The organism is Streptomyces sp. NPDC006450, assembly GCF_040612195.1.
GTDB lineage: Bacteria > Actinomycetota > Actinomycetes > Streptomycetales > Streptomycetaceae > Streptomyces.
In genome coordinates this window covers 1-14561 of record NZ_JBEXPT010000024.1, presented here as the reverse complement: position 1 = coordinate 14561, position 14561 = coordinate 1, and the positions used below count along the sequence as shown (strand labels likewise).

Sequence of the window (14561 nt, the reverse complement as noted above, 5' to 3'; positions counted from 1 at the left end):
GACGCCAACCCCGCAGTGGGTGACGTACGCACCGCCGTATCGCGCGCACCGGCCGGGAACAGCCCGGTCAGTGCACCAGTACCGGATCCGGGGCGGCCGAGGCCGATCCCTTCTTGGCACCGAGGTGGTTGAAGGCGAGGTTCAGCAGGATGGCCACGACGCAGCCGGTGCTGATGCCGGAGTCGAGGACGACCAACAGGTCCTCGGGGAAGGCGTGGTAGAAGCCGGGGGCCGCGATCGGGATCAGGCCGATGCCGAGCGAGGCGGCGACGATCAGGGCGTTCTCGCCCTTCTCCATGGCCGCGCCGGCCAGGGTCTGGATGCCGCTGGCGGCCACCGAGCCGAAGAGGACGATGCCCGCGCCGCCGAGGACCGGCAGCGGTACGACTCCGATGACGGAGGCGGCGACGGGACACAGCCCGAGCAGGATCAGGATGCCGCCGCCGGCCGCGACGACGAACCGGCTGCGGACTTTGGTCATGGCGACCAGGCCGATGTTCTGCGCGAAGGCACTGCACATGAACCCGTTGAACAGCGGGCTGAGCGCGCTGCCCAGGGTGTCGGCACGCAGGCCGCCCTCGATGGTCTTCGCGTCCGCCGGACGGCCGACGATCTTGCCCAGGGCGAGGATGTCGGCGGTGGACTCGGTCATGCACACCAGCATCACGATGCACATGGAGATGATCGCGGCGACCTGGAACTGTGGCGCCCCGAAGTGGAACGGCGTCGGGAAGCCCACGAGATCGGCGTTGCGGACGGCGTCGAAGCTCGTCATGCCCAGCGGCAGCGCTATGAGCGTGCCGACGACCAGGCCGAGGAGGATGGAGATCTGCTGGAGGAAGCCGCGCAGGAACTTGCGCATCAGCAGCACGATCGCGAGGGTGACGGCGGCCATGGCGATGTTCTTCATCGAGCCGTAGTCGGTGGCGGTGCTGTTCCCGCCCTGCGACCAGTTGAAGGCCACGGGGAGCAGCGAGACGCCGATCAGGGTGATGACCGTACCGGTGACGACCGGTGGGAAGAACCGGACCAGCCTGCCGAAGTACGGGGCGGCGAAGAAGCCGAGGATTCCGGCGACGATGATCGCGCCGAAGATGATCGGGACCGCGTTGTCGCCCTCGCCCTTTCCGATGGCGATCATCGGGGTCACACCGGCGAAGGAAACGCCGTTGACGAAGGGGAGTTTGGCGCCGATCTTCCAGAACCCGAGGGTCTGGAGGAGGGTGGCGAGGCCTGCGGTGAAGAGCGAGGCGCCCATCAGGAAGGCGGTCTCGGTGGCGGAGAGGCCTACGGCCGGACCGACGATCATGGGCGGGGCGACTACACCCGCGTACATGGCGGCCACGTGCTGGAGACCGCTGGTGAACATTTTCAGCGGGGGCAAGGTCTCGTCGACCGGGTGCTTCCCCCCTGCGTCGCCAGCGACTGGCGGTACTGCGACTGCGTCTTTGCGAAACCTGGGCGCCTGGGCCACGGCTTCCTCCGAACTGTTTAACACGTCGGCAGGGACGTGATGTGTCTGGGAGGTGATGCGAAAGCTGTGCGAGTCGAGCCTGTATGGAGTTGTGGGTGCTGCGAATGCTTGTCCCAAGGGGTGCGGAAACGATTCGCCCGAGGCGTTTCCACGCGATGGCGGCCCCAGAAGGCCGCCGGTCAGGAAGTCGGAAGAGAGCTGGAGGTGCCGTAGCGGCGGCGCGGTGCACGGGCAGCGGAGCACGTGGAACGAACTGCACGGAGCAGGTGCCACGAGCCGCGGAGCAACCCGCACGAGTCACCGCCCCCGGGGCGCCCTCGGAAAAATCCTCGGGCGCTACCCGGGAACAGCTGCCGCGGACCCCGCTCGGGTCCACGGCCGCCGGCCGGGGGCCGTCCCCCCCGGCCGGACTCCGTGGGATCAGGCCTGCGCGGAGATCCGCGCCAGGCGCTGGGCCTCTTCCCGGGTGGACACGGCGATGGCGTCCTCGTCGGCGAAGAGGAGACGGTTGTTCTCGACGATCTGCTTGCCGTTGACGAACGACGCGGTGACCGGGGCCGCCGCACCGAAGACCAGCGCCGTGACCGGGTCGGCGATCGAGGAGTGCAGGAAGGTGTTCAGGTTCCAGAGCACCAGGTCGGCGCACTTGCCGACCTCGAGCGAACCGATGTTCGAGGCACGGCCGAGGACCTGGGCGCCACCGAACGTACCGAGGCGCAGGGCCTGGCGGGCGTTCAGGGCACGCTCGCGGTGGACCGTGTTCAGGCGGTTGATGAGCAGCGCGTTGCGCAGCTCGGTGTGCAGCTCACCGGACTCGTTCGAGGCGGTGCCGTCCACGCCGAGGCCGACCGGGACACCGGCGGCGAGCATGTCCGGGACGCGGGCGATGCCGGCGGCCAGACGGGCGTTGGAGGACGGGCAGTGCGCGACACCGGTCTTGGTACGGGCGAACGCGGCGATGTCGGAGTCGTTCATGTGGACGCTGTGCGCCATCCACACGTCCTCGCCGAGCCAGCCGGTCGACTCGAAGTAGTCGGTCGGGCCCATCCCGAACAGTTCCTTGCAGAACTGCTCTTCCTCGACGGTCTCCGAGCCGTGCGTGTGCATGCGCACACCCAGGCGGCGGGCCAGCTCGGCGCCCTGCTTCAGCAGCTCGGTGGAGACCGAGAAGGGGGAGCAGGGGGCGACGGCGACCTGGGTCATCGCGTCGAAGGAGGAGTCGTGGTACTTCTTCACGGTCGCCTCGGTGTCCGCGAGGGCACCTTCGAGGGTCTCGACCGCGTGGTCCGGCGGCAGGCCGCCGTCCTTCTCGCTGCGGTCCATCGAGCCGCGGGCGAGGGTGAAGCGGACGCCCATCTCGGACGCGGCGCGGATGATCGACCCGGAGAGGTCGCCCGAGCCCTTGGGGAAGACGTAGTGGTGGTCCATCGCGGTGGTGACGCCACCCTTGGCCATCGCGGCGAGGGAGCCCTGCGCGGCCGTGTACGTCATCTGCTCGTCGATGCGCGCCCACGTCGGGTACAGCGCGACCAGCCAGTTGAAGAGGTTGTGATCGGTGGCCAGACCACGCGTGATCCACTGGTAGAAGTGGTGGTGCGTGTTGACCAGACCGGGGGTCACGAGGTGCCCGGTGCCGTCGATGCGGCGGACGACGTTCTCGAGGTTCTCGGGGGCCTTGCCCGCGCCGACGAACTCGATCTTGTTACCGGCGACGACCACGTGACCCGAGGCGTACTCGGTGTCGTTGGCGTCGACGGTCGCAATCGCACAGTTTTCGATGACGATGCGCTCTACGGCGCTGTCATTGGCTGCCGATGCTGCCATGGGACTTCCTCGTGCTTTCAGTGGCGGTGCGGGCACGGCAAAACCCAGGGGATTTGAGTGCCGGAGCCGGGGGCCTTGACAGCTGACAGTACTGCCGCCCCGTGTGGTGCGTCCGGGTGCCGATTCAGGAAGTTGAAAGTGTTGTACGTGCTGAACGTGCTGACCGGTGTCGCGCCGCCCCGGGGCCACTGCGGAGCCCCGGGACGCGCGTGCCACATCAGAGGTTGGTCATGTCCACGGGGATACGGGCGTCGACGCCGTCGCGGAGGACCGTCGCCTCGATCAGACCGTACGGGCGGTCCGCGGCGAAGTAGACCTCGTTGTCGTTCTTGAGGCCGAAGGGCTCGAGGTCGACGAGGAAGTGGTGCTTGTTCGGGAGCGAGAAGCGAACCTCGTCGATCTCCGAACGGTGGTTGATGATGCGCGAACCCATCTGGTACAGGGTCTGCTGCAGCGACAGGGAGTAGGTCTCCGCGAAGGCCTGGAGCATGTGCTTCCGGGTCTCGGCGTAGGACTTCTCCCAGTTGGGCATCCGCTGGTCGTCGTCCGACCAGCTGAAGCGCCAGCGGGCCGACACCTGGGTGGCGAGGATGCGGTCGTACGCTTCCTTCAGGGTCGTGTACTTGTCCTTCACGTAACCCCAGAACTCGGAGTTCGTGGAGTTCATGACGACCAGGTCCTTGAGGCCGGAGATGACCTCCCAGTTCTTGCCGTCGTACGTGATCTGGGTGACGCGGGTCTCGCCGCCGTTGCGGACGAACGAGTGGTTCACCTCGTCGGAGCCGATGAACTTGGAGTTCGCGTCCGAGGTCGCGATCCGGGACCAGGAGTACTCCTCGATCCGGATGCGGGCCTTCTGGATCGGCTCCTGGCTGTTGACGAACCAGCGCGCCAGGTGGATGCCGAACTGCTCGGCGGACTCGATGCCGTACTCCTTGGCAAACGCGTACACCGTGTTCTTGGTGGTGTCCGTCGGCAGGACGTTGGCGTTCGAGCCGGAGTAGTGGACGTCGTCCATGTCACCCGAGAGGGCGACCGAGACGTTCAGGTCCTTGATGTGGTGGGTGTCGCCGTCCCGCGTGATCTTGACAACGCGGTTCTCTGCTTTGCCGTACTGGTTCTGGCCCAGAATGGTGGCCATGCTAGCTCCCTCGGTAAACGGAGTAGCCGAACGGGTTGAGCAGCAGCGGTACGTGATAGTGCTCGCCCGGGTTCACCGCGAAGGTGATGGTGACCTCGGGGAAGAACGCACCGCTGTCCCTTACGCGGGGGGCGTCCTGCTGTGCCTCGGCGGCTTGCTTCTTGGAACTGTGCTTATTCGAGAAGTACGTCTCGGTCTCGAAGTCGAGACGCACGTGGGTGGTGCCCTCCGGCAGGGCCGGCAGGTCCTTGCAGCGCCCGTCCGCATCGGTGGCGGAGCCGCCCAGGGCCGCCCACTCGCCGTCGAGACCCGTACGGGCCGACAGGGAGATCGCGACGCCTTCGGCGGGCTTTCCGATGCTGGTGTCCAGGATGTGCGTGGACACCGACGCGGTGGTCTCAGTGCTCATGCTCGGTCCTACTCTCCTTCTGCGGATTCCACGAGGCGGGTCAGGCGAATCCGGTTGATCTTGACGAGCTCGCCACGAGCGATTTCCCGCTCCTGTTCCGGCGAGTTCTCGATCCGGACCTTGACCGCGTCCCGCATGAACTCACCGGTCGCACCGGTGGCGCAGATGAGGAAGACGTGGCCGAACTTCTCCTGGTAGGCCAGGTTCAGTTCGAGGAGCTCGTTCTTGAGCTCCTCCGAGGCACCGGCCATGCCACGCTGCTCGCGGGCGGAGGTCGGGTCTCCCGGCTTCGGCCGGCCGATCGGCGCGTGTCCACCCATCGCCTCGCCCAGGTCCTCCGCGGTGAGCTCGGCCATGGCGGCCTCGTTCGCGGAGAACAGGGTGTCGACGCTGGTGAAGGGGCGCTGGGCGAGCAGCTTGCTGCCCCATGCCGAGCTGGCACACACCTCGTGCAGTTCGGCCGTGGCCGCACTGTCGTCCAAGGCGTTGAACCGGGTGAGACCCGGGGTCGGACTCGAAGTCACGGTAGGCCTCCGTGGCCTGTTGTTGCTTTGACGGGCTGCGCATAGCTAACGCCCTCGACAACACGGCGTCAACACTTTGTTGAAACTTCCCGTACACAAAAGCCGCCGCCCGGGTGAATTGGGCGGCGGCTCGTCACGGTGGGTGAATAAGGATTCACTCCTGGTTGGTCGCACTGGACCCTTTGGGAGTGTTTGAGTCCCTGTTCAAGTAGTTGTAGACCGTGAAGCGGCTTACACCCAGCGCTCCCGCGACCGTTTCCACACCGTGCCGGACCGAGAAGGCGCCGCGCGCCTCCAGTATCCGCACGACGTCCTGCTTGGACTTCCGGTCGAGCTGCGCCAACGGTACGCCGTGCCGGCGCTCCAGCGCCGCCAGGATGTGGTCCAGCGAGTCCGAGAGCTGCGGAAGCCGTACGGCGAGCAGGTCCCGCCCCTCCCAGGCGAGCACGACGTCGTCGGGCTGAGCCAGGGACGGATCCATCAGCTCGCCGCCCATCGCGTCCACCAGCGGCTTGATCGCCGCGACGAAGGGGTGGTCCCTGGGCTCGGTCATGGCGTCTCCTCCCCGATCACGTTGACCTGGAGCGAGACGCGCGTGGCTCCCGCCTCCAGGGAGTTGCGCAGCAGCGCGGCGACCGCGGTCAGCACCGCCTCGGACTCCCCCTCGGCAGTGTTGCCGAACGGGCCGACATCCACCGCGTCCAGCTGGGCCGTCTGGATGACCTCGCGAGCGGCTACGGCATGGGCAGGGGCCTCTTCAAGATCGAAGGGCTCGGTCGTGAACTCCACTCTCAATCGCACGCCGCTCAAGCTACCTGGACCAGGAGGGGCGGCGCGAAAGCGCCTCCTTGAGGGGTGGCGGCCGGGCGACGGGCGGGACGGACTTTTCGGGAGGCGGCACTTGACAACCGGGCCGCCCTGCTTGCAGTCTTCCATCAGGCAGAAACTAACTTCCGCAATACGGAAGGAGCGCACACCCCTCATGGGATACACGGACCAGCGCTTCGATGTAAATCTTTCGATCCTCTTCACGGAACTCCCGCTCCTGGAGCGTCCCGCGGCCGCCGCCGCAGCGGGCTTCACGGCGGTCGAGCTGTGGTGGCCCTGGATCGAGACCCCCACCCCCGCTCAGGAGGAGCTCGACGCCCTCAAGAAGGCTCTTGAGGACGCCGGCACCCAGCTGGTGGGCCTGAACTTCTACGCCGGCCAGCTGCCGGGGCCGGACCGCGGTGCGGTCTCGGTTCCCGGTGAGGAGTCGGAGCGCTTCAACGCCAACATCAACGTGGCTGCGGACTTCGCCGCCTCGGTCGGCTGCAAGGCTCTGAACGCCCTGTACGGCAACCGCGTCGAAGGCGTGGACCCGGCCGTTCAGGACGAGCTCGCGCTGAAGAACCTGGTCGTGGCGGCTCAGGCCGCGGACCGCGTCGGCGCGATCCTCCTGATCGAGACCCTGAACAAGCCCGAGTCGCCGCTCTACCCGCTGGTGAGCGCCCCGGCCGGCATCGAGGTAGTGGACAAGGTGAACGAGGCCACCGGCCTCGGGAACGCCAAGTTCCTGCTCGACCTGTACCACCTGGCGATGAACGATGAGGACCTCTCCGAGGTCATCGAAAAGTACGCCGCCAAGACCGGGCACGTCCAGATCGCGGACAAGCCGGGACGAGGTGCCCCCGGCACCGGCGAGCTGCCCCTCGAAGAGCTGCTCGACCAGCTCCAGAAGGCCGGCTACCAGGGCTTTGTCGGTCTTGAGTACAAGGCCGCCGACGCCGCCGCCTCCTTCGCGTGGCTGCCCGAAGAGGCCCGCGCCGCGAAGTAGCGGACAAAGTCCAGGCGATCAGCCAGGCACTTCACGAACTTTTCGTACAAAGCATTAAGAGAAGGACCTCATCATGAGCAACCCCACTGCGCTCCCGTCGATCGCCTGGATCGGACTCGGAATCATGGGCTCCCCCATGGCCGAGAACCTCCTGAAGGCCGGCTACTCGGTCACCGGCTTCACGCTGGAGCAGGACAAGCTGGACCGCCTCGCCGCGGCCGGCGGCTCCGCCGCCGGTTCGATCGCCGACGCCGTCAAGGACGCCGACGTCATCATCACGATGGTGCCCGCCTCCCCGCAGGTCGAGGCCATCTCCTACGGCGAGAACGGCATCCTCGAGAACGCCAAGTCCGGCGCGCTGATCATCGACATGTCGTCGATCACCCCGCAGACCTCGATCGACCTGGCGAAGAACGCCGCTGCCAAGGGCATCCGCGTCATCGACGCCCCGGTGTCGGGTGGCGAGGCCGGTGCCATCGAGGCCGTCCTGTCGATCATGGTGGGTGGCGAGCAGGCCGACTTCGACGAGGCCCTGCCGGTCCTCGAGGCCCTCGGCAAGGTCATCGTCCTGTGCGGCCCGCACGGCTCCGGCCAGACGGTGAAGGCCGCCAACCAGCTCATCGTCGCGGTGAACATCCAGGCGTGCGCCGAGGCCGTCGTCTTCCTCGAGAAGTCGGGCGTGAACCTCGAAGCCGCTCTGGACGTGCTCAACGGCGGTCTGGCCGGCTCCACGGTCCTGACCCGCAAGAAGGCCAACTTCCTGAACCGCGACTTCAAGCCCGGTTTCCGGATCGACCTGCACCACAAGGACATGGGCATCGTCACCGACGCCGCCCGCAACGTCGGTGCGGCCCTCCCGGTCGGCGCGGTCGTCGCCCAGCTGGTCGCCTCGCTGCGCGCCCAGGGTGACGGCGGCCTGGACCACTCCGCGCTGCTCCGCGCGGTCGAGCGCCTCTCCGGCGCCCAGATCTGAGCTCCGCTCCGATAGGCGGCCCGCCCACAGGGCCGCCACCCGCCCCGCTCACGGGGCCCCGAGTTTCCGGATGGTGCCGGTGCTGACACCTGTCCTGTCGCGCCCAAGTGCCGGCACCGTCCGGATTACCTCTCCTCACCTCTTTCTTTCAACAAACTGTTGACGTCGAGTTCATGCCGAAATTAGGCTGTTCCGCATGACGGAAGACGATTTCCGTCAGCAGTTCCCCGTACGGAAGGTCACCATGTCGAAGCGCACGCTGACGACCGAGTCTGGCGCCCCGGTCGCCGACAACCAGAACTCCGCTACCGCCGGCGTCGGTGGCCCCCTGCTGATCCAGGACCAGCAGCTCCTCGAGAAGCTCGCCCGCTTCAACCGCGAGCGCATCCCGGAGCGCGTGGTGCACGCCCGCGGCTCGGCCGCGTACGGCTACTTCGAGGTGACCGACGACGTCACCGCGTACACCAGCGCCGCGTTCCTGAACACGGTCGGCAAGAAGACCGAGACCTTCCTGCGGTTCTCCACCGTGGCCGACTCGCTGGGTGGCGCGGACGCGGTCCGCGACCCGCGCGGCTTCGCGCTGAAGTTCTACACCGAAGAGGGCAACTACGACCTCGTCGGCAACAACACCCCGGTGTTCTTCATCAAGGACCCGATCAAGTTCCCCGACTTCATCCACTCCCAGAAGCGCGACCCCTTCACGGGCAAGCAGGAAGCGGACAACGTCTGGGACTTCTGGGCCCACGCCCCCGAGGCGACGCACCAGATCACCTGGCTGATGGGTGACCGCGGTATCCCGGCGTCGTACCGTCACATGAACGGCTACGGCTCCCACACGTACCAGTGGACCAACGCCCAGGGCGAGGCCTTCTTCGTCAAGTACCACTTCAAGACGAACCAGGGCATCCGCTGCCTGTCGGGCGAGCAGGCCGCCGAGCTCGTCGGCTCCGACGCCAACTCGCACCAGACCGACCTGCTGCAGGCGATCGAGCGCGGTGTGAACCCCTCGTGGACCCTGTACGTCCAGGTCATGCCGGCCGCCGAGGCCGCCGACTACCGCTTCAACCCGTTCGACCTCACCAAGGTGTGGCCGCACAGCGACTACCCGCTGCAGCGCGTGGGCCGTCTGGTCCTCGACCGCAACCCGGACAACGTCTTCGCCGAGGTCGAGCAGGCCGCCTTCTCCCCGAACAACTTCGTCCCGGGCATCACCGCCTCGCCGGACAAGATGCTCCAGGGCCGTCTCTTCGCGTACGCCGACGCCCAGCGCTACCGCCTCGGTGTGAACCACACCCTGATCCCGGTCAACGCTCCGAAGGCGACGAAGGCCGACAACTACGGCCGCGACGGTGTCATGGCGCTGCGCAACGGCTCGCGCCACGACAAGAACTACGAGCCCAACTCGCACCAGGGTCCGGCCGAGACCGGTCTGGCGCTGGGCGCCCCGAAGGCCGTCTCCGGCTACACGGGCACCCACGAGGCTCCGGCCCACACCAAGGACGACGACTTCTTCCAGGCCGGTGAGCTCTACCGCCTGATGTCGGAGGCCGAGAAGCAGCGTCTGGTGGCGACCATCGCCGGCGGCCTGTCTCAGGTCACCCTCGAGGACGTCATCGAGAAGAACCTGGCTCACTTCCACGCCGCGGACGCCGACTACGGCAAGCGCGTCGAGGAGGCCGTCCGCGCCCTGCGCGACGCCTGAGCCGAAAAGCTGCACCGGGATCCTGACGGGAGGTCAGGATCCGGGTGCTGAGCCCGAACCGCGGACCCGGATGAGGGGTGGTACGCGGTGAGGGCAGGACGAGGACCGTGGCGAGCGTGCGAGCCAGTGCGGTGGTAATGGGTTCCGAGGCCCGTCTCTTGACCTGAGGGAGACGAAGCCGAAGTTCTCGTCGCCGTTCGCCACGGTCCCAGCCAAACCACTCCTCTCTATGCAGGGGCCACGCACAGAGCCCCCTGTATAGAGAGGACAACCTCCCCCACCCTCTCCGCCCGGCGGTGCGAACGGCCCCTTCTGGACGCCGTCCTCACACCGCTCCGCGGGCATCGGGCCGGCTGCGCCGGCCTCCGGCCGTCGGGTTCCGCCCGACGCCACCACAACTCCGCCCGGCGGTGCGAACGTCCTGTCGCGCCAGCCTCGTACCGTCGGGCGGTATCAGCAACACACACTCAAAGAGCCGAGTCACGGACGGTCCCGTGACTCGGCTCTTTGTCATGCCCGGGGGCACTGTGGGGGTTCGAGGCTGTACGGACGAAGGCTCTACGGATCGAGGCAGGGCCGCGCCAGGGCCGCGTAGCGGTCGTGGAAGCGCAGACGGAGGAAGACGTACTCCCCCCTCTCCCGAGGCCGGGCACCGCCTCCCCGCCCAGGAGATCTACTCCTCCGTCCGCCGGGCGTCGCCGGGGGTGTGCTCGACCACGGCTACGGCGGCCGCGTACCGCCGCCTGCCGTCGTCCGGCGGCAGCAGCCGAGGTACGCGTACCCCGAGCTCGCCCAGCCGCTGCTGGACGGCCTGGAGCGGCACCGGCCGGAGCCGGCGCGAACGGGTCCGTGCCCCTCCCCCGGAGCCGGACCCGGTACGGGCCCTTCGTGCCGTGCCGTCCTCCCCTCGCAGGTGCTCCACACCGGCGATCCGGCCCGCCCTGCGCCCCGAGGGGCCGACCGAGGGTGTTCTTTCGGGCCCGGTGGAACGGCTCCCGGACCCGGGGCCCGTAGGGAACGCGGAACGGCCCCCGTTCCTCCTGGAGGAGGGACGGGGGCCGTTCGGTGGTGCTGGACCAGCCTGGTGGGACTAGACGGGCAGCGTGTTGCGGAGCGCGGTCGGGGCGTGGCCCTGCTCGCTCGCGATCTCTTCGAACTCGGTGACGTCGCTCATGTCGACGGTCTTGCTCATCGAGATGTTGGTGATGCGCTCGAGGATGGCCTCGACGACGACCGGAACCTGGTGCTCCTGGGCCCACTTCTTGGCCGTCTCGAAGGCCTCGCCCAGCTTGTCCGGGTCGGTGACGCGGATCGCCTTGACGCCCAGGCCCTCGGCGACCTTGACGTGGTCGACACCGTAGACACCCAGCTCGGGGGTGTTGATGTTCTCGAACTCGAGGTTGACCTCGAAGTTGATGCCCAGGCCGCCCTGCGCCTGGCGGATCAGACCCAGGTAGGCGTTGTTCACGAGGACGTGAACGTAGGGGACCTTGTGCTGGGCGGCGACCGCCAGCTCCTCGATCATGAACTGGAAGTCGTAGTCGCCGGACAGGGCGACGATCGGGGTCTCCGGGTCCGCGGTGGCGGCACCGATCGCGGCCGGGATGGTCCAGCCGAGGGGGCCGGCCTGGCCGCAGTTGATCCAGTTGCGCGGCTTGTAGACGTGCAGCATCTGCGCACCGGCGATCTGGGACAGACCGATGGTGGTGACGTAGCGGGTCTCGGGGCCGAACGCCTTGTTCATCTCCTCGTAGACGCGCTGCGGCTTCATGGGGATGTTGTCGAAGTGCGTGCGACGCAGCAGCGTCGCCTTGCGCTCCTGGGCGGAAGCGGCCCAGGCGCTGAAGTCGGGCAGCTTGCCCTCGGCCTTGAGCTCCTTGGCGATCTCGACGAAGAGCTCCAGGGCCGCCTTGGCGTCCGAGGCGATGCCGAAGTCCGGGGCGAAGATCTTGCCGATCTGGGTCGGCTCGATGTCGACGTGGACGAACTTGCGGCCCTTGGTGTAGGCGTCGAGGTTGTAACCGGTGTGACGGTTGGCCCAGCGGTTGCCGATGCCGAAGACGAAGTCCGACTCGAGGAACGTCGCGTTGCCGTAGCGGTGCGAGGTCTGGACACCGACCATACCGGCGGCCAGCTCGTGGTCGTCCGGGATGACGCCCCAGCCCATGAGGGTGGAGATGACCGGGACGTTCGTCAGCTCGGCGAATTCGACCAGCAGGTCGGAGGCGTCGGCGTTGATGATGCCGCCACCGGCGACGATCAGCGGACGCTCGGACTCGAGCAGGAACTGCAGGGCCTTGCGGGCCTGGGCGCGGCTGGCGCTCGGCTTGTAGACCGGCAGCGGCGTGTAGGTCTCGGGGTCGAACTCGATCTCGGTCAGCTGGACGTCGATCGGGAGGTCGATCAGGACCGGGCCCGGACGGCCGGAGCGCATCAGGTGGAAGGCCTCCTGGAACACGCCCGGAACCTGGGCGGCCTCCAGGACGGTCGTCGCCTTCTTGGTGACCGGCTTGGCGATCGAGGCGATGTCGACGGCCTGGAAGTCCTCCTTGTGGAGCTTCGAGACCGGAGCCTGACCGGTGATGCACAGGATCGGGATGGAGTCCGCGATCGCGGAGTACAGGCCGGTGATCATGTCGGTGCCGGCCGGGCCCGAGGTGCCGATGCAGACGCCGATGTTGCCGGCCTTGGCGCGGGTGTACCCCTCGGCCATGTGCGAGGCACCCTCGACGTGGCGGGCCAGCGTGTGAGCGATCCCGCCCACGTTCTTGAGCTCGCGGTAGAACGGGTTGATCGCAGCACCGGGGACGCCGAACGCTTGTTCGACACCCTCAAGCTTGAGGATCTCCACTGCAGCGGCGGCGGCTGTCATACGAGGCATCGAGTTCTCCTGCGGGTCTGGCGGTCAGGCTTTTCCGTAATCCGGAAGTTTTGTTCTGCTATACGGAACAAGCTAAGCGGCGACTCCCCACAACGTCAAGGCGGTGCGGCACCCCGGAACCCACCAAAAGCCGCCGATGGGGCAGTGAGTTGTACGAAAATCCAGTGCCCGGCCGAAAATCGGGGGTCTGCCCGCCCCTGCGGTGGCTGATGGTGGACCATGGGCCTACGCACAGCGACGAAGGGGGTCCGGTTCTCATGGCGGATGCGGTACCGGTGCGCTGCCCGGCGTGCCTGCGCGAGAACGGCTACGCCGCCCCGGTCTTCCCCTGCGCCTGCGGGAACCCGGTCGTCCCTCCCCTGGACCTGACGTCACCGCCCCGGGAGCTGACCCACCGCACCTGGACGGAAAGCTGGGTCGCGGTGCGGTGCGAGGCCTGCGGCCGGGAGAGCGAGTGGCCGCATCCGGAGGTGGGGTGCACCTCCTGCGGGACGGTGGTGCTGGTTCCGGTGCATCCGCTGGAGCCGGCGGGCGGGGTCGGTCCCTCGGCCAGGGCCTCCGGTGGGGATGTACGCACTCCTCCTCGCGCAGCGGAAACACCCGGGCGGCCGGGGTGGCCCGCGGGGTCGCCTGCCGCGGCTCCGGCACCCGCTTCACCCCCCGGCCCGACACGCGATCCGGCGCCCGGCCCGCCGCACGGCCCGTTGGACGACTCGGTGCGCACCCCGGGCGGCACGAGTCCGGGCGGCACGAGTCCGGGCGGCACGAGTCCGGCCGACCCCGCGGTGCCCCGTCCCGCCTTCCGGCCCGTGACCATCCGTACCGCCCGGGACGCGGTGGTCACCGCCGCGCTGTACCTGCGGTGGCTCGGCTTCCAGGACGTGCGCCAGCCCGACGGGCGGCCGATCCCGTCGGCGGCGGTGGACCTGCGGGCCCCCGGTCTGGTCGCCCAGGTGGACCCGACCACGGCCCCGGCCGGGCTGCGGGCGGTGGAGTGCGTCTGGCTGAACGGGCTCACGGCCTGCGCGACCAGCGTCTACTTCTCGCTCGCCGGATATACGGAGGACGCCCGCGCCCGCGCGGACGACCTCGGGATACCGCTCTTCGTCATGGACCTCACGGGCATGCCCCAGCCGGTCAACGACCCGGCGGAGGACCTTCTCCGCATGGGGGCCTAGGCTCGGGGGGTCTTACGTGTGTTGCCTGCCGAGGAGAGCTTGATGAGCCTGTACGACATCCCGCTGACCACCCTGTCCGACGAGCCCACCAGCCTCGCCGCGCACAAGGGCAAGGCGATCCTGCTCGTGAACACCGCCTCGCAGTGCGGTCTCACCCCTCAGTACTCGGGCCTGGCCCGTCTGCAGTTCACGTACGAGGAGAAGGGCTTCACCGTCATCGGTGTGCCGTGCAACCAGTTCGGCGGGCAGGAGCCGGGCAACGCCGAAGACATCCAGACGTTCTGCGCCGCCGGCTTCGGCGTCACCTTCCCGATGCTGGAGAAGACCGACGTCAACGGCGAGAACCGGCACCCGCTCTACGAGGAGCTGGTGAAGGTCCCGGACGCCGAGGGCGAGGCCGGTGACATCACCTGGAACTTCGAGAAGTTCCTGATCTCCCCCGCGGGCGAGGTCGTGGCCCGCTTCCGCCCGCGCACGGAGCCCGAGTCCGCCGAGGTCATCGCGGCGATCGAGGCCCTGCTGCCTGCCTAGAGCACCACCTGAGGGCCGGGGGGCGGGTCGGGCGGGACCCCCGAGCACCCGCCGCCGGGCGAGCAGGCGCGCCGCCCCCCGGGCTAGAGGGAACCGAGCCCCCCCCCG

Annotated in this window: 14 protein-coding genes; 5 read left to right on the top strand and 9 right to left on the bottom strand. The window is 68.2% G+C overall.

Annotated features, from left to right (window positions below; genetic code table 11):
- Positions 1–67: 67 nt before the first annotated feature.
- The 7 genes from ABZY57_RS11105 to ABZY57_RS11075 form a co-directional block, all read right to left on the bottom strand.
- Positions 68–1474 carry a nucleobase:cation symporter-2 family protein gene (locus ABZY57_RS11105; RefSeq protein WP_356510555.1) on the bottom strand — a complete coding sequence of 469 codons (1407 nt, stop codon included), beginning with the start codon at positions 1472–1474 and terminating at the stop codon, positions 68–70.
- 420 nt (positions 1475–1894) lie between these two features.
- Positions 1895–3298, bottom strand: a complete 1404-nt coding sequence (locus ABZY57_RS11100) for an 8-oxoguanine deaminase (RefSeq protein ID WP_356510464.1) — start codon at positions 3296–3298, stop codon at positions 1895–1897.
- A 217-nt stretch (positions 3299–3515) separates the two neighbouring features.
- Positions 3516–4439: a factor-independent urate hydroxylase gene (gene pucL, locus ABZY57_RS11095; RefSeq protein ID WP_254381168.1), complete on the bottom strand. Its 924-nt coding sequence runs from the start codon at positions 4437–4439 to the stop codon at positions 3516–3518.
- 1 nt (position 4440) lies between these two features.
- Positions 4441–4848, bottom strand: coding sequence for a hydroxyisourate hydrolase (uraH, locus tag ABZY57_RS11090; protein ID WP_356510462.1), 408 nt, complete (start codon positions 4846–4848; stop codon positions 4441–4443).
- An 8-nt stretch (positions 4849–4856) separates the two neighbouring features.
- Complete coding sequence (gene uraD / locus ABZY57_RS11085; RefSeq protein ID WP_356510460.1) at positions 4857–5372, bottom strand: 2-oxo-4-hydroxy-4-carboxy-5-ureidoimidazoline decarboxylase; 516 nt, start codon at positions 5370–5372, stop codon at positions 4857–4859.
- A 154-nt stretch (positions 5373–5526) separates the two neighbouring features.
- Complete coding sequence (locus ABZY57_RS11080) at positions 5527–5925, bottom strand: helix-turn-helix domain-containing protein (protein ID WP_356510459.1); 399 nt, start codon at positions 5923–5925, stop codon at positions 5527–5529.
- Positions 5922–6173: a hypothetical protein gene (locus ABZY57_RS11075; RefSeq protein WP_356510457.1), complete on the bottom strand. Its 252-nt coding sequence runs from the start codon at positions 6171–6173 to the stop codon at positions 5922–5924. Before ABZY57_RS11075 ends, ABZY57_RS11080 begins: the two co-directional genes overlap by 4 nt.
- 181 nt (positions 6174–6354) lie before the next feature.
- Between ABZY57_RS11075 and ABZY57_RS11070 the strand changes: the two genes are divergently transcribed.
- From ABZY57_RS11070 to ABZY57_RS11060, 3 genes are all read left to right on the top strand, one after another.
- A complete protein-coding gene (locus tag ABZY57_RS11070; RefSeq protein WP_254381172.1) occupies positions 6355–7188 on the top strand; it encodes a TIM barrel protein in 834 nt (277 codons plus the stop codon).
- Positions 7189–7261: 73 nt separating this feature from the next.
- A complete protein-coding gene (locus ABZY57_RS11065; protein WP_356510455.1) occupies positions 7262–8161 on the top strand; it encodes a 2-hydroxy-3-oxopropionate reductase in 900 nt (299 codons plus the stop codon).
- A 244-nt stretch (positions 8162–8405) separates the two neighbouring features.
- A complete protein-coding gene (locus ABZY57_RS11060) occupies positions 8406–9863 on the top strand; it encodes a catalase (protein WP_356510553.1) in 1458 nt (485 codons plus the stop codon).
- Between the two features lie 673 nt (positions 9864–10536).
- On the opposite strand, the gene ABZY57_RS11055 is transcribed toward ABZY57_RS11060, so the two are convergent.
- Positions 10537–10686 (bottom strand): hypothetical protein, encoded by a 150-nt coding sequence (locus ABZY57_RS11055; RefSeq protein WP_356510453.1) that lies wholly within the window; start codon positions 10684–10686, stop codon positions 10537–10539.
- A gap of 267 nt (positions 10687–10953) precedes the next feature.
- A complete protein-coding gene (gene gcl / locus ABZY57_RS11050) occupies positions 10954–12744 on the bottom strand; it encodes a glyoxylate carboligase (RefSeq protein ID WP_356510451.1) in 1791 nt (596 codons plus the stop codon).
- A 257-nt stretch (positions 12745–13001) separates the two neighbouring features.
- Here gcl and ABZY57_RS11045 point away from each other — a divergent pair, with 257 nt between their 5' ends.
- Entirely contained in the window at positions 13002–13922 is a 921-nt protein-coding gene (locus ABZY57_RS11045; protein WP_356510449.1) for a hypothetical protein, read from the top strand.
- Between the two features lie 42 nt (positions 13923–13964).
- Entirely contained in the window at positions 13965–14453 is a 489-nt protein-coding gene (locus tag ABZY57_RS11040) for a glutathione peroxidase (RefSeq protein WP_356510447.1), read from the top strand.
- Positions 14454–14561: the final 108 nt, after the last annotated feature.